This is a genomic window from Phytobacter cepae, assembly GCF_054165735.1.
Genome location: NZ_CM135107.1, coordinates 4,576,651 through 4,597,911, shown reverse-complemented (window position 1 = coordinate 4,597,911; position 21,261 = coordinate 4,576,651). Strand labels below are relative to the sequence as shown.

The following is a 21,261-nucleotide window of genomic DNA, read 5'->3' as shown; positions in this document are numbered from 1 at the left end:
AAAAAACCCTGCACGCTGAGGTCAGCGGTGCAGGGTTTTCAGGTAAAGCGAATTACTTCTTCGCTGCGCGCTCGAAGGAGGCAACGATTTCCGCTTTAGCGGCTTCAGCGTTGTCCCAACCGTCTACTTTCACCCATTTGCCTTTTTCGAGGTCTTTGTAGTGCTCGAAGAAGTGTGTGATCTGGGCTTTCAGCAGCTCTGGCAGGTCGTTCACATCTTTAATGTGATCGTACTCTTTGCTCAGTTTGGTGTGCGGAACCGCAACCAGTTTGGCATCTTCACCAGACTCGTCGGTCATTTTCAGCACGCCAACCGGACGGCAGCGAATGACTGAACCTGGCTCCAGCGGGTATGGCGTTGGGACCAGTACGTCAACCGGGTCACCGTCCAGAGACAGGGTGTGGTTGATGTAGCCGTAGTTGCACGGATAGAACATCGCAGTAGACATGAAGCGGTCAACGAACAGCGCGCCGCTGTCTTTATCGACTTCGTATTTAATCGGGTCAGCGTTAGCCGGGATTTCAATGACTACATAGATATCTTCTGGCAGATCTTTACCCGCCGGGACGTTGAGTAAGCTCATGTTTGTTTCCTTTAAAATGTGTGGCAAACAAGTGCCGGGTATTATAGCCAACTCCCCGCGAATGTCTCCGCCTGTTTTAGACCTCCTCTCGTTGAGGTCCGTTTTTTTTGCAGGAAATAATGACCGAATAATCCATAAAGACAGCTGCATCATCAATAAATTTGTGTAAGCGATTACACTGCGGGATTGGTTAGCCGTTTCATCTGAAAAAGACTGTAATTTCAAAGCACGATGCAGGCCCGATCCTGCCTGATCTTTTCGCGGACCAGATCGCAACTGGACTCTAACAATTCATTCACTTTTCTGATTTGTGATGTAACGCATTCTGTTACATCTCCAATTGTCTATAGTTTCCCCGCAGGCGAAGTTGTAGCCAATAATAACCCTACGAGGATACACATATGTGGAAGCGCTTACTTCTTGTCACAGCAGTTTCGGCAGCCATGTCGTCTATGGCGATGGCCGCCCCACTGACGGTGGGATTTTCCCAAGTTGGTTCTGAATCTGGCTGGCGAGCCGCTGAAACCAACGTCGCGAAGAGCGAAGCTCAAAAACGCGGTATTACTCTGAAAATTGCTGATGCGCAGCAAAAACAGGAAAACCAAATCAAAGCGGTACGCTCCTTCATCGCGCAGGGTGTTGATGCCATCTTCATTGCGCCTGTTGTTGCAACAGGGTGGGAACCGGTGCTGAAAGAAGCTAAAGACGCCAAAATCCCGGTCTTCCTGCTCGATCGTTCTATTGATGTAAAAGATAAAGATCTCTACATGACTACCGTTACCGCAGACAACGTACTCGAAGGCAAGTTGATTGGGGACTGGCTGATCAAACAGGTGGATGGCAAGCAATGTAATGTGGTTGAGCTGCAGGGCACCGTGGGTGCGAGCGTGGCTATCGATCGTAAAAAAGGCTTTGCCGAAGCCATCTCTAAAGCCTCTAACATCAAAATCATTCGTTCTCAGTCTGGCGACTTCACCCGCAGTAAAGGGAAAGAGGTCATGGAAAGCTTTATCAAAGCAGAGAACAACGGCAAAAACATCTGCATGGTTTATGCCCATAACGATGACATGGTGATCGGTGCCATTCAGGCCATCAAAGAAGCGGGTCTGAAACCAGGCAAAGATATCCTCACCGGCTCGATTGACGGCGTACCGGACATCTACAAGGCGATGATCGACGGTGAGGCAAATGCCAGCGTTGAACTGACGCCGAACATGGCTGGCCCGGCCTTCGACGCGCTGGAGAAATTCAAAAAAGACGGCACCCTGCCTGAAAAAGTGACCATCACTAAATCGACGCTCTACCTGCCGGATACCGCGAAAGAAGAGTTAGAGAAGAAGAAAAATATGGGCTATTAATGCCTTTATCGCTCTGCCCCTCACCCCAGCCCTCTCCCCAGAGGGGAGAGGGTGTCGACGGGCTGGCACTATCTATCCCCTCTCCCCTCCGGGGAGAGGGTCAGGGTGAGGGGGAGAAAACAATGACCACCGAACAACACCAGGAAATCCTCCGTACCGAGGGGCTTTGCCAATACTTCCCGGGCGTTAAGGCGCTGGATAACGTCAATTTCAGTCTCCGTCGGGGCGAAATAATGGCGTTACTCGGTGAAAATGGCGCGGGAAAATCGACGCTGATTAAAGCCCTGACGGGCGTTTACCACGCAAACAGCGGCACTATCTGGCTGGAAGGCCAGCAAATTAATCCCAAAAATACCGCCCATGCTCAACAACTGGGAATTGGGACGGTTTATCAGGAAGTGAACCTGCTGCCAAACATGTCGGTGGCAGATAACCTGTTTATTGGCCGTGAGCCACGCCGCTTCGGCTTACTGCGCCGCAAAGAGATGGAAAAACGCGCCACCGAGTTGATGGAATCTTATGGTTTCTCACTGGATGTGCGCGAGCCGCTCAACCGCTATTCTGTTGCTATGCAACAAATCGTGGCCATCTGCCGTGCCATCGATCTCTCCGCCAAAGTGCTCATCCTCGATGAGCCCACCGCCAGCCTTGATACGCAGGAAGTGGAGATGCTCTTTACCCTGATGCGCCAGCTTCGTGCTCAGGGCGTGGCACTCATTTTCGTGACCCACTTTCTTGACCAGGTGTACGAAGTCAGCGATCGCATCACCGTGCTGCGTAACGGGGGCTTTGTTGGCTGTCGCGAAACCCGTGAGCTGCCGCAAATTGAGCTGGTGAAGATGATGCTTGGTCGTGAACTCGATAACAACGCTCTGCAACGTGCGGGCCGCACCTTACTGAGCGAAAAACCCGTCGCCGCCTTTAAAGATTTCGGCAAGAAAGGGACCATCAACCCGTTTGATCTCGAGGTTCGCCCCGGTGAAATTGTCGGGCTGGCTGGCCTTCTGGGTTCCGGGCGTACCGAAACTGCCGAAGTGATTTTTGGCATCAAGCCTGCCGACAGCGGCAGCGCGTTGATCAAAGGCAAACCGCAGACGCTGCGTTCGCCGCATCAGGCTTCCTGTCTGGGCATTGGTTTTTGCCCGGAAGACAGGAAAACTGACGGGATTATTGCTGCGGCATCCGTGCGGGAAAATATCGTTCTGGCGCTGCAAGCCCAGCGGGGCTGGCTGCGTCCGATTCCCCGGCGCGAGCAGAATGCCATCGCAGAGCGCTTCATCCGTCAGTTGGGCATCCGCACGCCGAGTGCCGAGCAACCCATTGAGTTTCTCTCCGGTGGGAATCAGCAAAAAGTACTGCTCTCGCGCTGGCTGCTGACCAAACCGCAGTTCCTGATCCTCGATGAGCCTACGCGCGGCATCGATGTGGGAGCCCATGCGGAAATTATCCGCCTGATTGAAACCCTGTGTGCCGATGGTCTGGCGCTGTTGGTTATCTCCTCTGAACTGGAGGAGCTGGTGGGCTATGCCGACCGGGTGATTATCATGCGCGATCGCAAACAGGTAGCGGAAATTCCGCTCGCTGAGCTGTCGGTTCCGGCGATCATGAATGCCATCGCGGCATAAGGAGTAATCTGTGATGCCTCAATCACTTCCACAAACCGGGCCGGCTAAACGGCGCTTCAGATGGCCGACAGGCACGCCACAAATTCTGGCGTTGCTGCTGGTGCTGCTGGTCGACAGCATGGTCGCACCCCATTTTCTGCAGGTCGTATTGCAGGATGGGCGTCTCTTCGGTAGCCCGATCGATATCCTCAACCGCGCGGCGCCGGTTGCTCTGCTGGCTGTGGGGATGACGCTGGTGATTGCCACCGGCGGTATCGACCTGTCGGTCGGTGCGACGATGGCGATTGCCGGGGCCACGGCCGCGTCGATGACCGTCGCCGGGCACAGCCTGCCGGTGGTGCTGCTGGCGGCGCTGGGGACCGGGGTATTAGCCGGGCTATGGAACGGCGTACTGGTCGCGATCCTCAAAATTCAGCCTTTTGTTGCCACACTCATTCTGATGGTGGCCGGGCGCGGGGTGGCGCAGTTGATCACCTCCGGGCAGATCGTCACCTTTAACGCCCCGGATCTGGCGTGGATTGGCAGCGGCAAGCTGCTGCTGTTCCCGACGCCGGTGATTATTGCGCTGGTGACGCTGGTTATCTTCTGGCTGTTCACCCGTAAAACCGCGCTGGGCATGTTTATTGAAGCGGTCGGCATTAACATTCGTGCTGCGAAAAACGCCGGGGTAAATACCCGCGTCGTCGTGATGCTTACCTACGTGTTGAGCGGCGTCTGTGCCGCCATCGCCGGGGTGATTGTTGCGGCGGACATTCGCGGTGCGGATGCCAATAACGCCGGATTGTGGCTGGAGCTGGATGCCATTCTGGCCGTGGTCATTGGTGGGGCGTCGCTGATGGGCGGGCGCTTCAACTTAGTGCTGTCGGTAATCGGTGCGCTGATTATCCAGGGAATGAACACGGGGATTTTGCTCTCAGGCTTCCAGCCAGAGCTTAACCAGGTGGTGAAAGCGGTGGTGGTGTTGTGCGTGCTGATTGTTCAGTCGCCGCGCTTTATTGCACTGATTAAAGGAGCTCGCGGTCATGATAAAACGTAACCTGCCGCTGATGATCACCCTCGGCGTCTTTGTGCTGGGGTATCTCTACTGCCTGACGCAGTTTCCCGGTTTTGCATCGACACGGGTAATTTGTAACATTCTGACTGATAACGCCTTTTTAGGCATTATCGCTGTCGGCATGACCTTTGTGATCCTCTCCGGCGGGATTGACCTTTCCGTCGGTTCTGTTATTGCCTTCACCGGGGTGTTCTTAGCCAAAGCGATCGGCTTCTGGGGCATTTCGCCCCTGCTAGCCTTTCCGCTGGTGCTGGTGATGGGCTGCGCATTCGGGGCCTTTATGGGGCTTTTGATCGATGCGCTGAAAATTCCCGCCTTTATCATTACCCTGGCCGGGATGTTCTTCCTGCGCGGGGTGAGTTACCTGCTCTCTGAAGAATCCATTCCGATCAATCACCCGGTCTATGACAGCTTGTCCAGCCTCTCCTGGCTGATTCCCGGTGGCGGGCGCCTGAGTGCAATGGGGCTCTTGATGTTGGGCGTTGTGGTGATTGGTATCTTCCTCGCGCACCGCACTCGCTTTGGTAATGAGGTGTATGCCATTGGCGGCAGCGCCACCTCTGCTAACCTGATGGGGATCTCTACCCGCAGTACTACCATTCGTATCTATATGCTCTCCACAGGCCTCGCCACCCTGGCAGGGATTGTGTTCTCGATTTATACCCAGGCAGGCTATGCGCTGGCGGGGGTCGGTGTCGAGCTGGACGCCATCGCCTCGGTGGTCATCGGTGGCACGTTACTGAGCGGTGGCGTGGGCACGGTGCTTGGCACCCTTTTTGGGGTGGCCATTCAGGGGCTCATCCAGACGTACATCAACTTTGACGGCACGCTCAGCTCGTGGTGGACCAAAATTGCGATCGGCATTTTGTTGTTTATTTTCATCGCGTTACAACGGGGTCTGACGGTGCTCTGGGAGAACCGCCAAAGCTCGCCTGTTACACGCGTTAGCACGGTAGCAACAAAGCAGTAACGTATTGAAATTATTATAAACAGCTAAAGTTTTTCCGGTGGCGGACGATAACCTGCCAATGAGGCTTAATTTATGCCTGAAAGAATCTCTGTTACCGGAAAAACTATCATGCTCAGAACGCTCTCGCTCCGCACCGGCTTGCTCTCTCTTCTCGCCGTGATGACTCTTCTTCTGCTGCTGGTCAGCGGCATGGGGATTTATGCCCTCAGTAAAAGCTCTTCTTCACTGGAACGCATCAGCGTGCTACAGGGGGAGAAAATGGCGCGCCTGAACGAAGGCTATACGCGAATTTTGCGTGCGCGTAACGAGTCGGGACAGGCGGTGCGCATGATGGAGGTCGGTCTGCTGACCGATGCGGAGAAGTCGGTTAAAACCATCAACGACGAGATTGATAAAGGCCAGAAGGCGCTGGATAGCGTGTTTAAGGCGGGCGTGGATGATGAAAAAGGCACCGCGTTGCTCGCTCAGGTCTCTAAAAGCTATGCGGATTATGTCGCTCAGGGCATCAAACCGATGCAGGCCGCATTGAAAGCGCAGAGCCCGGATGAGTATTACGATCTGCTGGAAAACAAACTAATCCCTGTCTCCCGCCAGTTTGATAATGACATGCAGGTATTTCAGGCCTGGGGCGAAGCGCGTGGCAAGGCTGAAGTGGGTGCAGTGCAGTCGAGCAAGAACATTGTCATGATGCTGATTGTGGTCGTTGCTCTGGTAGCGGCAGGGGTGATTGTGCTGGCCTGGCTTTCACTGCGCCATATGCTCCTTAAGCCGCTGAATGCGTCCATTGTCCAACTTGAGCACGTCGCAGCAGGTAATTTGAGCGAAGTAAGCACTCACTCTGCAAGTAAAGAGTTCAACCGTCTCAATACCGCTATTGAGAACATGCGTTATTCGTTGATCAACTCGGTGACCCGCGTTCGTGATGCCAGCTCGCAGATTGATACCGGCAGCCGTGAGCTGTCGTTGGGTAACGTCGATCTGGCGCAACGGACCGAATCCACGGCGACCTCACTGGAGCAAACCGCGGCCTCAATGGAAGAGATCACCGCGACCGTGAAACAGAACGCTGATAACGCCGATCAGGCGCATCAGCTGGCGAAAGCCGTCTCTGATACCGCCGATCGCGGCAGCGAAATGGTCTGCTACGTGATTGAGAAAATGCGCGACATTTCTGACAGTTCCAGCCGTATTGCTGACATTCTTAGCATGATCGACAGCATCGCTTTCCAGACCAACATTCTGGCGCTTAACGCCGCTGTCGAAGCGGCGCGTGCCGGCGAGCAGGGCCGTGGCTTTGCGGTGGTGGCAGGGGAAGTGCGCAACCTGGCGAGCCGCAGCGGTGATGCGGCCAAAGAGATCCGCCAGCTTATCAGTAGCTCGCAGGCCCATGTTTCTGAAGGGAGCGACCTGGCGATGCAGGCGGGCGAAACCATGGATGAAATTGCTGCCGAAGTCATGCGCATGACCAAGCTGATGCGCGAGATTGCCAGCGCCTCGCAGGAGCAGAGTCGCGGTATCGAGCAGGTGAATATCGCGGTCAGTCAGATGGACGAGACGGCGCAGCAGAACGCCGCACTGGTACAGCAATCTTCTGCGGCAACACGCTCGCTGGAAGAGCAATCCCGTGAGCTCCTGGATGCAATGGCCTCTTTCCGTTTACAGCCAGCTGCATAATAATTAACGCTGCGCAGGTTCGCGCGGGGTTAAATATCGACAGGGTAAGGATAGATGGATACGCAGGAAGAAATCAGAAAAAACATTTGTATTCAATGCGATAACGAAGCGCTGCAGGGCGGTGATTATTGCGAAGCATGCGAGAACAAAGCATTTAAGAAAATCGGTGGCTGGCTGTATCTTCCCGCGCTGGGACTGCTTGTGGCGTTGGTGGTAAGTATTTTCGCCATCAACAACACCGCACGTGCCCTGCTGGAATTTAGCAGCAGCTTCACCTCCCGTGGGTTGGTGGTCATTTATTTTGAGCTCTTTGGTTTTATCGGACAATTTCTGCTAACGGTTTATGTGGGCAGTCTCTTCCTGCGCAAAAAGCGTAAGTTACCGCTTACTTACATCATTTTTCTTGTTTACGGCGTGGTGTTTGTGGGCATGGATATATGGCTGGCGAAGGCGCTGATGAACCTTCCGTTTGGCTATGACGATGCACGTTCTCTGATTCGCGCGATTGTTGCCTGCTGCATCTGGATACCTTATTTCCGCGTATCAACACGCGTTAAACGTACCTTTGTGCATTAACACATTACTGCGCAGAGAAAACCCGGATGACGGCGCAAGGCCGCATCCGGGGTACGGGTGTTATGCGTCCGGGTACTCGCGCATAAGACGTTCCACATCATTCACCATATGCTCGTTCCCAACGAAGAACGGACGGCGCTGGTGCAGCGTTTGCGGCACGATATCCAGAATACGTTCTTTACCGTCACTGGCTTTACCGCCCGCCTGTTCCGCCAGGAACGCCATCGGGTTGCACTCATACAGCAGGCGCAGTTTCCCTTCCGGGTGGCTTGCGGTGCTTGGGTAGAGGTAGATGCCGCCTTTCAGCAGGTTACGATGGAAGTCTGCTACCAGTGAGCCGATATAGCGCGTGGTGTAGGGGCGCAGCGTCGCCTTATCTTCTTCCTGACAGAACTTAAGATACTTCTTCACGCCCTGCGGGAACTTAATGTAGTTGCCTTCGTTAATGGAGTAGGTGTTGCCCTTCTCCGGGAAGCGCATACGTTCTTGAGACAGGCAGAATACCCCCAGAGACGGGTCATAGGTGAAGGCATGAACGCCACAGCCGGTGGTGTAAACCAACATGGTGGACGAACCGTAAACCACATAACCTGCGGCTACCTGCTGGCTACCCGGCTGCAGGAAGTCTTCTTCGGTGACAGGTGTACCAACCGGTGTGACGCGGCGGTAGATTGAGAAAATTGTCCCGACAGAGACGTTAACATCGATGTTGCTGGAGCCATCCAGGGGGTCCATCAGCACAACGTATTTCGCATGTTCACATCCTTCGAAGACGACGATTTCATCTTCTTCTTCTGAGGCGATCCCGGCGACAATATCACGTGCACGCAGTGCGGCTTTAAGCTTTTCATTCGCAAACAGGTCGAGTTTTTGTTGCACCTCGCCCTGCACGTTCTCAGCACCGCTGGCACCCAGGATATCAACCAGACCGGCTTTGTTGATATCGCGATGGATGATCTTGGCACCCAGTTTTATTGCTGACAGCAGCGCGGTTAACTCACCGGTAGCGTGAGAAAATTCGTGCTGTTTCTCAACAATAAATTCACCTAACGTTTTCATACCCTGTCCCTGCATTTTATGTGGAGTAATGTGACCTCAACAATCTTAACAAAGATTCAAATGTTCGCGCACAGGTGAATCGCGCCAGCAGGATACGGATTATCCTGAAATGCATTTCCGTCACGTTAAACATATGCGTAAAATGCGCCCCAAAGATACGAAGGAAGAGACGAATGCGCATTCATATATTGGGAATTTGTGGCACTTTCATGGGCGGTCTGGCTTTGCTTGCCCGCACGCTGGGCCACGAGGTAACGGGTTCGGATGCCAATGTGTATCCGCCGATGAGCACCCTGTTAGAAAAAGAAGGTATTGCACTTATTCAGGGTTATGACGCCAGCCAGCTTGATAACCCGCCGGATCTGGTGATCATTGGCAATGCCATGACCCGTGGAAATCCCTGCGTCGAAGCGGTGCTGGAAAGAAACATTCCCTTTATGTCTGGTCCGCAGTGGCTCCATGATTTCGTACTCCGTGACCGCTGGGTGCTGGCGGTTGCTGGAACCCATGGTAAAACCACCACGGCAGGCATGGCGACCTGGATTCTGGAGGTTTGCGGTTATAAGCCGGGCTTCGTGATCGGCGGCGTACCGGGCAACTTTGACGTCTCCGCCCGCCTGGGTGAGAGTCCGTTCTTCGTTATCGAAGCGGACGAATATGACTGCGCCTTCTTCGATAAGCGCTCCAAATTCGTTCACTACTGCCCGCGCACGCTGATCCTCAATAACCTTGAGTTCGATCATGCGGATATCTTTGACGACCTGAAAGCGATCCAGAAACAGTTCCACCACCTGGTGCGCATCGTCCCTGGGCAGGGCAAAATTATCTGGCCGGAAAACGACATTAACCTCAAGCAGACGCTGGCGATGGGCTGCTGGAGTGAACAGGAGCTGGTGGGTGAGCAGGGGCACTGGCAGGCGAAAAAACTGACCACCGATGCCTCCGAGTGGGACGTGCTGCTGGATGGTGAAGTCGTCGGTCAGGTGAAATGGGGCCTGGTGGGCGAGCACAACATGCATAACGGTCTGATGGCGATTGCCGCTGCCCGTCATGTGGGCGTCGCGCCAAAAGAGGCTGCTGATGCACTGGGAACGTTTATTAACGCCCGTCGTCGCCTGGAGCTACGCGGTGAAGCGCATGGCGTGAAGGTCTACGACGATTTCGCACATCATCCGACGGCGATTCTGGCGACGCTTGCCGCGCTGCGCAGTAAAGTCGGCGGTACGGCGCGCATCATCGCGGTGCTTGAACCTCGCTCTAACACCATGAAAATGGGCCACAGTAAGGACGATCTGGCGCCGTCGCTGGGACGCGCGGATGAAGTTTTCCTGCTGCAGCCACCGCACATTCCCTGGCAGGTGGTGGAAGTGGCCGATGCCTGCGTGCAGCCTGCTCACTGGAGCGGCGACGTTGACGCGCTGGCGGAGATGATCCTGAAAACCGCACTGCCGGGCGATCATATTCTGGTGATGAGCAACGGGGGCTTTGGTGGCATCCATCAGAAGCTGCTGGACGGTCTGGCGAAGAAAGCCGAAGCCGTAGAGTAAGGTAGCCCGTTAAGGCCACCAACAGTAACCGCGCCATCTGATGGAAATGGCGCGGTTTTTTTATGCTTATTCTTTGGCGATCGGCGTCTCAATCACCTGCTGCGTTTTGCTGCCCTGAATGTCTGCGACCCGTTTTTCAACGTCCTGCACCTGGCTGGCGTTGTGCAACAGGGTGTAGGTCAGGTCAAAACGGGTGCTCTGGCCGGGTTCCAGTTTCTTCACGCGTTTTTGTTCACGTTCAATGGTCACCGGGTAGGCGTAACTGGTACCGGGCTCAATCCCGGTGACATAGCCCTGCTTCAGGGTGTCGGTATTTTTCCACAGCGTCAGCACCGGTAACTGCTGAGTGTTAAAGCTGATGGCCGCGCCTTTATCGCCTGCCTTGTTCAGCACCGCAGCCACGGTCTGGTTGGCGGAGTCTGCCAGCGGTTTAAGGTTGAAGACCATCTCATCGAAGCCTTTGGTCGGGCCGCTGTAGGTTTGCCATCCTTTCAGGCCCGCTTTGGCGTAATCATTGAACGGGCTGACGCTCTCGACCGGGGCAATAAAGCGCGCGCCGTCTTCCAGAATCGGCGTGCCGAAGTTGCTGTGGTAGATAATCTGATAATCATGCGCATAGTCAGCATGGTTGGTCAGCACGTCGTGCAGCGTAAAGCTGTTGCTGCCAGGGATGTAGCTCAGCTCCATCGTGGTTTGCAGATCGGCCTTCTTAAAGGTGCTCTCTTTGACCAGGCCACGAATGCGGATTTCATACGGCGCTTTCTCGCTGACATCGACCGACACCTGGGAAGCCGGGGTGTTGCCCACTTTGCCATGCAGCGTGTAAATCTGCCCGTCAGCGGTCACCGGGTGTCCGGTCCATTCATAACCGCAACGCACCAGCATCTCGTTGAATCCATCCAGCCAGCCGAGGCCGTTACGGCTTTCCAGGTTGATATACGCCGGGTTAACCACCTCTTTAACCGGTGAATCCCACCCCATACGGACGCCAAAACCTTCTACGCGCAGTAAATTCATGCCGCGCGTTGGGCTGAGCGTAATGGTGAGGCCATTCTGACTGGTAATGGTGATGATTTTACTGCCTTCCTGCTTGCCACCGTGCAACACTTTCTGTTCGATGCTGAAGGTCTGATCTTTAATATTCAGCTTCTGACTGTTGACCTGCCAGTTTCCTTGCTCTATGCCGCTTTCAGCACTGGTCAGCAACCAGGTTTTCGCACAGACATTGCCGGAGATAAGCAGGGCCAGGGTAGAGATCACGAGGGTCTTTTTCATTCATCATTCCTTTTTTGCTGAATCGATTATGTTTCTGACCCATGAAATCTAATAATTGCTGACGCCAAAAAATGTGATCGATTTCATTTGGTGTAATAAAGGGATATAAACCGATCAAAAGTATGAGTTTGATCGCTATTATCAATGTAGTAAGCAAGTTATATACAGAAAAGTTGTGAGATTAATTGGTTTTAGCTTTAACGATTCAGCTAAAGCGTCGCTAAAAATAATGAAAGTTGGAATGAGAAGCTGAAGGGGATTACCTCATGGCATAGCGGATGTTCAAAGACGCTTCTTCCCTCAGCACATTCGCCTTCACCCGCCAGGTTTGTTCGATCACATCAGGGGTCAGCACCGCTTCAGGCGGGCCATTGGCGATCACTTTACCGGCTTTCAGCAGCACCAGTCTCTGGCAGTAGTTGGCGGCGAGATTAAGATCATGCAGCGCGATCACCACCGTGATTGGCAGTTTGGCAATAAGCGTCATCAACTCCAGCTGATACTCAATATCAAGATGGTTGGTGGGTTCATCCAGAATCAGTAGCTGCGGCTGCTGTGCCAGCGCACGGGCTATTTGTGTGCGCTGTCGTTCACCACCGGAAAGTTGCCGCCAGTGCCGGTGGCGAAGGCAGGAGAGTGTCATCAGACAAATAGCGTCCTCAACGGCGCTATCATCTACGCCGCTCCAGGCGAAAAGACCCCGACGGTGTGGCGTGCGCCCCAGGCGGACGATCTGCTCGACGCAAAGATCGCCGTCGACCTCGGCGTGCTGAGGGACAAATGCCAACTGTTTTGCCCGGCTGCGCAGAGGCATCTCATTGAGCGGAGTGCCATCAAAGCAGACATGATGGGCATAGCGCGGGAACAATCCGGCCAGGCAACGTAACAGCGTCGATTTTCCTGAACCGTTTGGCCCCAGCAGGCCGACGATTTCGCCGGTCCCTAGTTCAAGATCGATGCCCTGAAGCACCTTCTGTGATTGCAGAGCCATCTGTAACCCACTGACTGAAATATTCATTCTCTCTTCTCCCGACTGCGATAGAGCAGGAACACAAAAGCCGGTGCGCCCACGAGCGCGGTGACGACCCCAATGGGCAGCACCTGGTGGGTGATAATCGTGCGGGATACCACATCGGCGAGGATCATAAAGTGGCTACCAACCAGGAAGGTCAGCGGAATAGACTGGCGATGACCAGGACCGCACAGCATGCGTGTGACATGGGGGATAACCAGTCCGACAAATCCCACCGCGCCAATGGTGCTGACCATCACCGCCGTTACCAGCGCGCAGGTGAGCAGCAGCACTATGCGTACCAGGGAAACCGGCACGCCCAGGGTGGTGGACACCTCATCGCCAAAGGTGAAGGTATCCAGCGATCGCGAAAAAGCAAAGATAACCAGAAAACCGATAAGCGTGATAATCAGGGCAAGGATGGCATCCGGCCAGCGTACACCGCTCAGGCTACCCAGCAGCCAGAACATCACGCTACGCGACTGTTCGGCATTGGCCGATGTGCTGACAATGTACGCGGTCATGGCGTTAAAAAGCTGGGTACCGGCAATGCCTGCCAGCAGTATCCGGGGCGGACTGTCGGTCATACCGTGCGTGATGAGCATGATCAGGATAAAGGCGCAGCAGGCGCCGATAAACGCGCCGCTACTGATGCCCAGCGCGCTGCCGCCTATGCCCAGTAGCATCACGCAGACCGCGCCCAGAGACGCGCCGGAAGAAATACCCAGCATATACGGCTCCGCCAGCGGGTTACGCAGAATGGCCTGCATCACCAGGCCGCAAAGTGCGAGCCCGCCACCGCTGCAGGCTGCCATCAGTGCCCGGCTCATGCGGTACTGCCAGACAATGCCCTCTTCAACCTGGGGCAGGCCGTAGGTGCCCAGCCCCAGCCCGTTGAGGATGGCTTTACCGGCATTGGCGTAAGAGACCGGCATATCGCCGACGGTCGCCGCGAACACCAGCATCAGGGGTAGGGTCAGTAGCCCGAACGCCATCAGGCTGCGGTGGCGCAGATTGGGTAGCGCGAAGGGTAAGCGGGCGCAGAGAAGACTCATGGTTTCGCCTGGAACGCTGCTAATTTTTCACTGATCGTCTCGACGGCATCGACGTTACGCAGCGAAGGGTTCAGCGACATGGCAGGCACGACAATAATATGGCCATTTTTCACCGCCGGGATACCTTTGGTTACCGGATCGTCGTGCAAAAATACGGTCTTCACTGCCACATCATCGGCAGGGTAGAGCCGACGCGACATCTCAGCAATGACGATAACATCTGGCTGCGCCTGGGCAATGTGTTCCCATGTCACGGCTGGCCATTCGTCATGTGAATCGATGATGTTTTTCAGCCCAAGGGTATGGCCGATCCAGCCCGGTGCGCCATAATCGCCCGCCACCCAGGGATCACCTTTCAGACGACTGCTGGAGAACCAGAACACCACTTTCAGCGGCTTACTACGCTGCGCTGTCGCCCGTTCCTGCGCTTTCTGAATACGCTGGGCCAGCGTCTGGTTGAGATTTTCACCCTGCTGCTGCACGTCAAAAATGGCTGCCAGTTCAGTGACTTCACGTTCTATTTCCGCAATCGTAAACGGCGTGCTGCGCGCACCGTCGCTGTTAGAGGTGTCGGTGACCTTTTTACCGATGCAGTCGGCCGGGGAGATCCAGGTCGGGATACCTAATGACGCAAATTGTTCGCGGGTGCCGGTTTCCCCCTGTGGCCCGATGTGCCAGTGATACTGGGCCAGCACCAGATCCGGGTTCTGTGCGGTGACAGCTTCAAAAGAAGGGGCATTATCCGCCAGTTTTTTCAGACCCTTGCCCTGTTCCGCCAGCGCACCAGGTAAGGGGCCAAACCAGACTGACGTGGCGCTGATTTTCTTCTCCAGCCCCAGTGCTAGCAGCAGCTCCGTTTCATGTTGCCCGACGGTCACTACCCGCTGCGGTGCCTGGTTAAAGGTTTCTTTGACTCCGCAGTTTTCCACGGTTAGTGGATAAACCTGGGCGGCCAGACCCGTCTGCGCAAAGCCCATTAGGGCAGACAGCAACACTATTTTTCTGATGAACACGTTCTCGATCCTCAAATTGTTATGTTATAACATAATACATATTATGCTTCAGGGAGCAATACAGGGAATCATTCGGGGAGGGGGGTAATGAAAGAAAAGGTGGTGGAGCTCACTCCGTCGGAGCAGCACAAACTCCAGGTCAGGTTCAATAAACTCAAGGGGCAATTAGCGGCAGTCGAAGGTCTGCTTGTCAGCCCTATGCCTTATGCGGGAACCTTGCAACAGCTCTCCGCTGTCAACGGTGCACTGAAAGCCATGATGCGCGAAATTCTTGAACTGAGCGTGCGTAGTGAAATGGCCTGTCTTGCCCGGCAGGAAGCTGCCCACAATGCTGATGACATCATTCTGGCTATGCGCAGTTTTTTGAAATAGGGGGAGCAGGAATTACCGCGCCGTCAGTACTGAATGACGCGGTTAATCTTAAATGGCCTTTAGCTGATTAATGACAAAAGGATTAGCCTGCAAAAGCAAAAGCAGTTTTCTTGGCGCGCCGGTGGGCTGACGGCGTTTTAGCTCCCAGCTTTTTACCAGGTCATAGCTGACACCTACGGCAGCGGCAAAGTCTTGCTGTTTTAACCCGGTTGCTTCACGAATCGCTTTAACATCAATCTCGCTAAAGGTATGAACATGTTGGGGTGCTGGTGTTTGTTCGCCTTTTTCAATTCGTACCATCTCTTCTGCACTGGCCAGCAGATCGGCAAATAATTCGTCTTTCATTGTTATCTCATCGCCTTCGTTGACGCCGCATCCGGCTTGTTGACTGGAGGGAGTTCAGTACTTAAGCGCTAAATCAACATATCGGATAATTTTTTCAGTGCTTTCTTTTGTTCGTCTGTTAAATCATCAAGTTCGTTTTTAGGGTAAACCAACGCCAGATAAATCCGCCCTTTCAATATCACGTTGTAGTAAATCACTCTGACACCACCACGCTTTCCCATTCCAGGACGGCCCCACCGAATCTTTCTAAAACCACCCGTGCCAATAATCGTGTCTCCAGCTTCAGGATCTTCAATTAATCGTTCCTGAAATGCCTGGAATTCGTCGTCTGGCAAAAGTATATGACGCTGTTTGCTGAAACCCAGGAGTTCAATGAAAGTTACCATCTTCATCCCTGATAGTAGCGTAATCCTTTTACCATTTTAAGTGTACCGGGTACGCGGGTAAAGTTTTTTATGTACCGTGTACATGTATATGATGAATTGTAGTGCCTGGGATAGAAAGAGTGAGAAATGGTATTAGCGTGTAGAGAAAAGCGATGTGCGGAGGCGAGTCCGCACATCTGGGAAGGGGATTATTCCTGACCTTCTGCCAGCTCGCGCAGATACTGGAAAATCAAACGAGAAGATTTCGGCGGCTTGTTGCCTTCTTTCTCTTTTTTGGCATTGCGGATAAGCGAACGCAGCTGCTGACGGTCAGCGTCAGGCCACAGGTTCATCACTTCTGCCAACGCGTCGTCGCCATTTTCAATCAGACGATCGCGGATCTGTTCCAGCTTATGGAAAAGCGCCACCTGTTGGTTATGGCGGTTTTTCAGCTTGTCCAGCGCCTGGCGAATTGGTTCAACGTCGCGCTGACGCAACATTTTACCAATCAGCTGTAGCTGGCGGCGCCGGCCTTCTTTCTTAATGCGCTGGGCGAGTTCAATCGCGGCGCGCAGGTCCGGGTCCAGCGGGATTTTATCGAGCGCGTTTTTGCCAAGCTCAACCATTTCCAGGCCAAGTTGTTTTAACTCTTCGGCATCACGCTTAATTTCACTCTTACTGACCCAGATTATCTCATCATCTTCGTCCTCGATGTCGTCACCGGGAACGTCGTCGAGCCAGTCTTCGGGCTGCTTTGTCATCTATGGCTCCTCAAAAAAGAGGCTAATGTTACCAGTTAAGGCGCGCACTGAAAAACGGTTCTCTGTTAGACTTCAAATTATCTCTCCTTTAATTATGGCATTGGCGATGAAAGTAATCACACAAGTTGCACAACAACGTAAAGCACTGGAAGAGGCCGTCTCTACCGCGCTGGAACTGGCGTCTGGAAAATCAGACGGTGCGGAAGTGGCCGTCAGCAAAACCACCGGGATTAGCGTCAGTACGCGCTACGGTGAAGTGGAGAACGTCGAGTTCAACAGTGACGGCGCGCTGGGCATCACGGTTTATCATCAAAACCGTAAAGGCAGTGCTTCATCGACCGATTTAAGCCCGGAGGCCATCGCCCGTACGGTGCAGGCGGCGCTGGATATTGCCCGCTACACTTCGCCGGATCCGTGCGCGGGCGTGGCGGAAAAAGAGCTACTGGCCTTCGACGCACCCGATTTGGACCTCTTCCACCCGGCGGAAGTCTCCCCGGATGAAGCCATTGAGCTGGCCGCGCGTGCCGAGCAGGCAGCGCTTAAAGCAGACAAGCGCATCAACAATACCGAAGGCGGCAGCTTTAACAGCCACTATGGTATTAAAGTATTCGGCAACAGCCACGGCATGCTGCAAGGTTATGCCTCAACGCGCCACTCCCTCTCAAGCTGCGTGATTGCCGAAGAAAATGGCGATATGGAGCGCGATTACGCCTACACCATTGGTCGTGACATTCATGACCTGAAAAGTGCAGAGTGGGTAGGTGAAGAGTGCGCGCGCCGTACCTTATCTCGTCTGTCACCGCGTAAGCTGTCCACCATGAAAGCCCCGGTGATTTTCGCCAATGAAGTGGCGACCGGCCTCTTTGGTCATCTGGTCGGGGCGATTGCAGGTGGGTCGGTATACCGCAAGTCCACCTTCCTGCTGGATTCCCTGGGCCAGCAGATCCTCCCGGAGTGGCTGACCATTGAAGAGCATCCACATCTGCTGAAAGGACTGGCGTCCACGCCGTTCGACAGCGAAGGGGTGCGCACCGAGCGTCGTGACATCATCAAAGACGGTGTGCTGACCCAGTGGCTGCTTACCAATTATTCTGCCCGCAAACTGGGCCTGAAAAGCACCGGGCATGCCGGCGGCATTCACAACTGGCGGATCGCCGGACGGGGTTTAGGCTTTGAGCAACTGCTCAAACAGATGGGCACTGGCCTGGTGGTCACCGAACTGATGGGGCAGGGCGTGAGCGGTATCACCGGGGATTACTCCCGTGGTGCGGCCGGTTTCTGGGTCGAGAATGGCGAGATCCAATATCCGGTCAGCGAGATAACCATTGCAGGAAATTTGAAAGATATGTGGCGTAATATCGTTACGATTGCTGACGATATCGAAACACGTAGCAATATTCAGTGTGGTTCAGTGTTGTTGCCGGAGATGAAAATCGCCGGCCAGTAATACCCGTCATACTTCACGTTGCAGGTGCGTTGGCAGCACGCGCTCACCCCAGTCACTTACTTATGTAAGCTCCTGGGGATTTGCTTGTTTGCCGCCTGCCTGAAACGCGAATTATTTAGGGTATAACTTTTTTAATAATAAAAAAGGAAGTGAGCAATGCGGAAAAAACTGCTGGCGATGTTGGCTGTCTCTACCCTTGTCCTGAGTTCGGCCCATGTCTTCGCGGCCGACCTTGAAGATGACATGGACACCCTCAATAAAAACCTCCAGGTTGTCGAAAAGTCTGATGATGCGGCGACCATCAAAGATGCCTTAACCAAAATGCGTACCGCAGCACAGGATGCGCAGAAAGCAACACCACCGAAGCTGGAAGACAAAGCGCCGGACAGCCCTGAAATGAAAGATTACCGCCAGGGCATGGAGACGCTGATTGGGCAGATTGACGGCGCACTCAAGCTCGCCAATGAAGGTAAAGTTAAAGAAGCAAAAGCGGCGGCGGAAGAGTTCAAAGCCACCCGCAACAGCAACCACAAGAAATTCCGTTAAGTCTCCTGAAGCGGGGCGCTCGCCCCGTTTTTTTCTCGCTCACGGGATCAGCACAATTTTTCCGCTAAATTCCCGGTTCTCCAGCAAACGATGCGCTTTTGCCCCTTCACTTAGTGGAAATTCGGTGATGGGAGGCAGGGAGATATGCCCCGCTTTGATGAGACCAAACAGGCGATCCGCCCGTAGCTGCCGCTCTTGCCGTGAGGTGAGATAGGACCACAGATCCGCGCCCAGGATGCCCGAAGATTTCAGCAAGAAATCCGCAGGATTAACCGGCGGAATTGTCCCGCCTGACATGCCAAACAGCACCACCCGCCCCCCTTCTTTTACCGCTTCCAGGCTTTGCAGCAAAGTGCTGCCAACAGAGTCAAAGACGATATCGCTGCCGGCAGCATACGTGTGCCAGTTGTCATACCCCACCGCGGTGTCTGCCCCGCAGGCCAGACAAATCTCCTGCTTCTGCTGACTTGATGCGACGGCAATCACCTGTACTCCACGGTGCACCAGCATTCGGGTCAGTAAACGTCCAACCCCACCGGCAGCCGCCAGCACGGCAACGCGCATACCCGGTAACACCGGGAGCACGTCATGAATCAGATAATCGGCGGTTAATCCTTGCAGCAGCACGGCGGCGGCCTGTACCTCAGTAATGCCCTCCGGCAGGCGAATAGCATGCGTTTGCGGAACGAGGATGTGGCTGGCATGCGCTAACGGTACATCGGTAAAGCCGATGCGATCCCCCGGTTGCCAGCCGCTCACGCCTGCGCCAACGTTTACCACCCGCCCGGCACCTTCATACCCCGCGGTCCAGGGGGCTTTTCCTGCCAGGGGGTAACGCCCCTGCCTGCGATAAACATCAGCAAAGTTCAGCCCGGCAGCCGCGACATCTACCAGCATCTCGCCCTCCCCAGGCGAGGGCGTGGCGGTTTCGCGCAGGTAGAGCACCTCGGCAGAACCAAAATCCTCAAAAACCAAAGATTGCATAATAAAATGACCTGATAACCAAGAATAAACTCATTATTCTCGCCGCGAAGGTGCGGATAAAGCGCACTTTGGTATCATGATTTGATAGCCATAATTTAGAATGGAAGGTGGCATGGACTACATTAAATGCGTGGAATCCTTTGTACGTACGGTGACAACGGGTAGCTTTACGGCGGCGGCAGAAGTGCTGGGCATCACGCCGGCGATGGTCGGTAAACATGTTCGCGAGCTGGAAATACGCACCGGCTGCCAGCTCATTCACCGCACCACACGTCGACAGGGCCTTACGGAGGCGGGCCAGCGTTTCTATCAGTACGCCCTGCAAATCCTGGCGGCCGTTCGCGAGGCGGACGGGCTGGCTAACCACCTCAACGACAGTGTGACGGGGAGGCTGCGCATCAGCGCGCCCGTGACTTACGGGCATCATGTCCTGACCCCCATTCTCTCCCGTTTTTTGCAACAGCACCCCGGCGTGGATGCCGAAATGGTGTTGAGCGACCGCAAAGTGGACCTGATTGAAGAGCGCTTTCAACTGGCGGTCAGGATTGGCAGCATCAACGATGACGGGATGATTGCGCTGCCGCTCCCACCCTACCGCATGCTGCTTGCGGCCTCGCCGGCGTACCTGCAACGCCATGGCTCGCCGTCCACGCCTGATGAATTAAAACAGCACCACTGTATCAGCTTCAGCCAGTGGCGGTCGGATCACCGCTGGCATCTGCAAGGGCCAGAGGGCCAGCATGAGGTGCCAGTCACCCCCCGGCTGATGGTTGATTCCGGTGAGGCTATCCGTCAGGCGGCGCTCTCCGGGCTGGGGATTGTGCTGCACTCGACGTTGACGCTACAGCGTGACATTGACGAGGGGCGACTATGCCGTGTGTTAGCGGAATATGCGCCGCCTGAACGGCCCATGCATCTGCTGCGCTTACCGGTCAGGCCGCCGCTGCCTGCGGTATCGTCTTTTATCGACTTCTTTCTTAACGCTCTGCGCCAGGAATCCGGTGCGCGTTAGATAACCTCGATCGGCTGGGTACGATTTATCACATAAGAAACCCTTATCACTTCACACTTTTCTCCTTCGACGCTCACTTTTTTTATGCTTACGACCGGGCTCATTTCCGCATCTTTTGGGCAAAGATGTGACCGTCGTAGAGTCAAAAATCCTCAGGTCACCCATTTATGTGGTGCAGATCACTAAAGCCTCTCGCCTTTCCACTTCGAAGTGGAAAACTCCTCGCTACAAACTCTTAACCTGCAACGTTAGTTTTATTCCAGGCCATCAACGGGGTAAGACGAGTGAATAACGGAGCGGTAATGAACGACGCTGGAGACTGGGCTGAGCAAACGGCAACCCTGGCCGAACGCATGCTGACGCAGGTATATGCCCTGCTTGGTCATCACGGCATCGTGCCTAACGCGGTGCAGCAGCAAATGCTGACCTCTCACGTTCGCGCCATGGCACACCGGTCCGTTACCGGCGAGCCGTTGCCGGACGTAGATGCCAGCCTGTTTGATGAAATTTCGCCGGAATCCATGAACCTCGCGCGTGACGTGGTGGCGGAGTTCGGCAACCTCCCGGAAGAAGAAGCCTGGCTGCTGTCGGTGCACTTCGAAGTGGCAAAAGAGAACCTGTAAGGAGC

General features: G+C 54.5%; 22 protein-coding genes. 12 read left to right on the top strand and 10 right to left on the bottom strand.

Features of this window, described 5'->3' with window-relative positions; genetic code table 11:
* Positions 1-52: 52 nt before the first annotated feature.
* On the bottom strand, positions 53-583 hold the full coding sequence (ppa, locus tag ACUY4Q_RS21545; protein ID WP_263098289.1) for an inorganic diphosphatase: 531 nt from the start codon (positions 581-583) through the stop codon (positions 53-55).
* A gap of 401 nt (positions 584-984) precedes the next feature.
* Here ppa and ytfQ point away from each other — a divergent pair, with 401 nt between their 5' ends.
* The 6 genes from ytfQ (at position 985) to ACUY4Q_RS21515 (ending at position 7,840) form a co-directional block, all read left to right on the top strand.
* Positions 985-1,941 carry a galactofuranose ABC transporter, galactofuranose-binding protein YtfQ gene (ytfQ, locus tag ACUY4Q_RS21540; protein ID WP_458044698.1) on the top strand — a complete coding sequence of 319 codons (957 nt, stop codon included), beginning with the start codon at positions 985-987 and terminating at the stop codon, positions 1,939-1,941.
* A 122-nt stretch (positions 1,942-2,063) separates the two neighbouring features.
* The gene (gene ytfR, locus ACUY4Q_RS21535) at positions 2,064-3,566 is read left to right on the top strand and encodes a galactofuranose ABC transporter, ATP-binding protein YtfR (RefSeq protein ID WP_458044697.1); all 1,503 of its coding nucleotides are present in this window, start codon (positions 2,064-2,066) and stop codon (positions 3,564-3,566) included.
* A 10-nt stretch (positions 3,567-3,576) separates the two neighbouring features.
* Positions 3,577-4,602 (top strand): galactofuranose ABC transporter, ATP-binding protein YtfT, encoded by a 1,026-nt coding sequence (gene ytfT / locus ACUY4Q_RS21530; protein ID WP_458044696.1) that lies wholly within the window; start codon positions 3,577-3,579, stop codon positions 4,600-4,602.
* Positions 4,589-5,590, top strand: a complete 1,002-nt coding sequence (gene yjfF, locus ACUY4Q_RS21525) for a galactofuranose ABC transporter, permease protein YjfF (protein ID WP_458044695.1) — start codon at positions 4,589-4,591, stop codon at positions 5,588-5,590. The genes ytfT and yjfF overlap by 14 nt, the downstream gene beginning before the upstream one ends.
* Positions 5,591-5,698: 108 nt before the next feature.
* Positions 5,699-7,264 (top strand): methyl-accepting chemotaxis protein, encoded by a 1,566-nt coding sequence (locus ACUY4Q_RS21520; protein WP_458047415.1) that lies wholly within the window; start codon positions 5,699-5,701, stop codon positions 7,262-7,264.
* Positions 7,265-7,318: 54 nt separating this feature from the next.
* The gene (locus tag ACUY4Q_RS21515; protein ID WP_458044694.1) at positions 7,319-7,840 is read left to right on the top strand and encodes a DUF2569 domain-containing protein; all 522 of its coding nucleotides are present in this window, start codon (positions 7,319-7,321) and stop codon (positions 7,838-7,840) included.
* Positions 7,841-7,900: 60 nt separating this feature from the next.
* Here ACUY4Q_RS21515 and fbp read toward each other — a convergent pair whose 3' ends face one another.
* The gene (gene fbp / locus ACUY4Q_RS21510) at positions 7,901-8,899 is read right to left on the bottom strand and encodes a class 1 fructose-bisphosphatase (protein WP_458044693.1); all 999 of its coding nucleotides are present in this window, start codon (positions 8,897-8,899) and stop codon (positions 7,901-7,903) included.
* Positions 8,900-9,072: 173 nt separating this feature from the next.
* Between fbp and mpl the strand changes: the two genes are divergently transcribed.
* Entirely contained in the window at positions 9,073-10,446 is a 1,374-nt protein-coding gene (mpl, locus tag ACUY4Q_RS21505) for a UDP-N-acetylmuramate:L-alanyl-gamma-D-glutamyl-meso-diaminopimelate ligase (protein WP_458044692.1), read from the top strand.
* Positions 10,447-10,512: 66 nt separating this feature from the next.
* Here the strand turns inward: mpl and ACUY4Q_RS21500 are convergent, their stop codons facing one another.
* The 4 genes from ACUY4Q_RS21500 to ACUY4Q_RS21485 form a co-directional block, all read right to left on the bottom strand.
* Positions 10,513-11,721 (bottom strand): aldose 1-epimerase family protein, encoded by a 1,209-nt coding sequence (locus tag ACUY4Q_RS21500; protein ID WP_458044691.1) that lies wholly within the window; start codon positions 11,719-11,721, stop codon positions 10,513-10,515.
* 259 nt (positions 11,722-11,980) lie between these two features.
* Entirely contained in the window at positions 11,981-12,739 is a 759-nt protein-coding gene (locus ACUY4Q_RS21495; protein WP_458044690.1) for an ABC transporter ATP-binding protein, read from the bottom strand.
* Complete coding sequence (locus ACUY4Q_RS21490; protein WP_458047414.1) at positions 12,736-13,728, bottom strand: FecCD family ABC transporter permease; 993 nt, start codon at positions 13,726-13,728, stop codon at positions 12,736-12,738. The genes ACUY4Q_RS21495 and ACUY4Q_RS21490 overlap by 4 nt, the downstream gene beginning before the upstream one ends.
* A 56-nt stretch (positions 13,729-13,784) precedes the next feature.
* Positions 13,785-14,765: an ABC transporter substrate-binding protein gene (locus ACUY4Q_RS21485; RefSeq protein WP_458047413.1), complete on the bottom strand. Its 981-nt coding sequence runs from the start codon at positions 14,763-14,765 to the stop codon at positions 13,785-13,787.
* 123 nt (positions 14,766-14,888) lie between these two features.
* Here ACUY4Q_RS21485 and ACUY4Q_RS21480 point away from each other — a divergent pair, with 123 nt between their 5' ends.
* Complete coding sequence (locus ACUY4Q_RS21480; protein ID WP_458044689.1) at positions 14,889-15,173, top strand: metal-sensing transcriptional repressor; 285 nt, start codon at positions 14,889-14,891, stop codon at positions 15,171-15,173.
* 48 nt (positions 15,174-15,221) lie between these two features.
* On the opposite strand, the gene nadS is transcribed toward ACUY4Q_RS21480, so the two are convergent.
* From nadS to yjgA, 3 genes are all read right to left on the bottom strand, one after another.
* Positions 15,222-15,518, bottom strand: coding sequence for a NadS family protein (nadS, locus tag ACUY4Q_RS21475; RefSeq protein ID WP_458044688.1), 297 nt, complete (start codon positions 15,516-15,518; stop codon positions 15,222-15,224).
* A gap of 68 nt (positions 15,519-15,586) precedes the next feature.
* Complete coding sequence (locus tag ACUY4Q_RS21470; protein WP_458044687.1) at positions 15,587-15,904, bottom strand: type II toxin-antitoxin system RelE/ParE family toxin; 318 nt, start codon at positions 15,902-15,904, stop codon at positions 15,587-15,589.
* Between the two features lie 188 nt (positions 15,905-16,092).
* Positions 16,093-16,644 (bottom strand): ribosome biogenesis factor YjgA, encoded by a 552-nt coding sequence (gene yjgA, locus ACUY4Q_RS21465; RefSeq protein ID WP_437432309.1) that lies wholly within the window; start codon positions 16,642-16,644, stop codon positions 16,093-16,095.
* A gap of 94 nt (positions 16,645-16,738) precedes the next feature.
* Here yjgA and pmbA point away from each other — a divergent pair, with 94 nt between their 5' ends.
* Complete coding sequence (gene pmbA, locus ACUY4Q_RS21460) at positions 16,739-18,091, top strand: metalloprotease PmbA (RefSeq protein WP_458047412.1); 1,353 nt, start codon at positions 16,739-16,741, stop codon at positions 18,089-18,091.
* Between the two features lie 156 nt (positions 18,092-18,247).
* Positions 18,248-18,637, top strand: coding sequence for a cytochrome b562 (gene cybC / locus ACUY4Q_RS21455; RefSeq protein WP_458044686.1), 390 nt, complete (start codon positions 18,248-18,250; stop codon positions 18,635-18,637).
* 39 nt (positions 18,638-18,676) lie between these two features.
* On the opposite strand, the gene ACUY4Q_RS21450 is transcribed toward cybC, so the two are convergent.
* Positions 18,677-19,621: a quinone oxidoreductase family protein gene (locus ACUY4Q_RS21450; RefSeq protein WP_458044685.1), complete on the bottom strand. Its 945-nt coding sequence runs from the start codon at positions 19,619-19,621 to the stop codon at positions 18,677-18,679.
* 112 nt (positions 19,622-19,733) lie between these two features.
* Here ACUY4Q_RS21450 and ACUY4Q_RS21445 point away from each other — a divergent pair, with 112 nt between their 5' ends.
* On the top strand, positions 19,734-20,633 hold the full coding sequence (locus ACUY4Q_RS21445) for a LysR substrate-binding domain-containing protein (protein ID WP_458044684.1): 900 nt from the start codon (positions 19,734-19,736) through the stop codon (positions 20,631-20,633).
* Between the two features lie 284 nt (positions 20,634-20,917).
* The gene (locus ACUY4Q_RS21440) at positions 20,918-21,256 is read left to right on the top strand and encodes a glycine dehydrogenase (RefSeq protein WP_458044683.1); all 339 of its coding nucleotides are present in this window, start codon (positions 20,918-20,920) and stop codon (positions 21,254-21,256) included.
* Positions 21,257-21,261 lie beyond the last annotated feature (5 nt).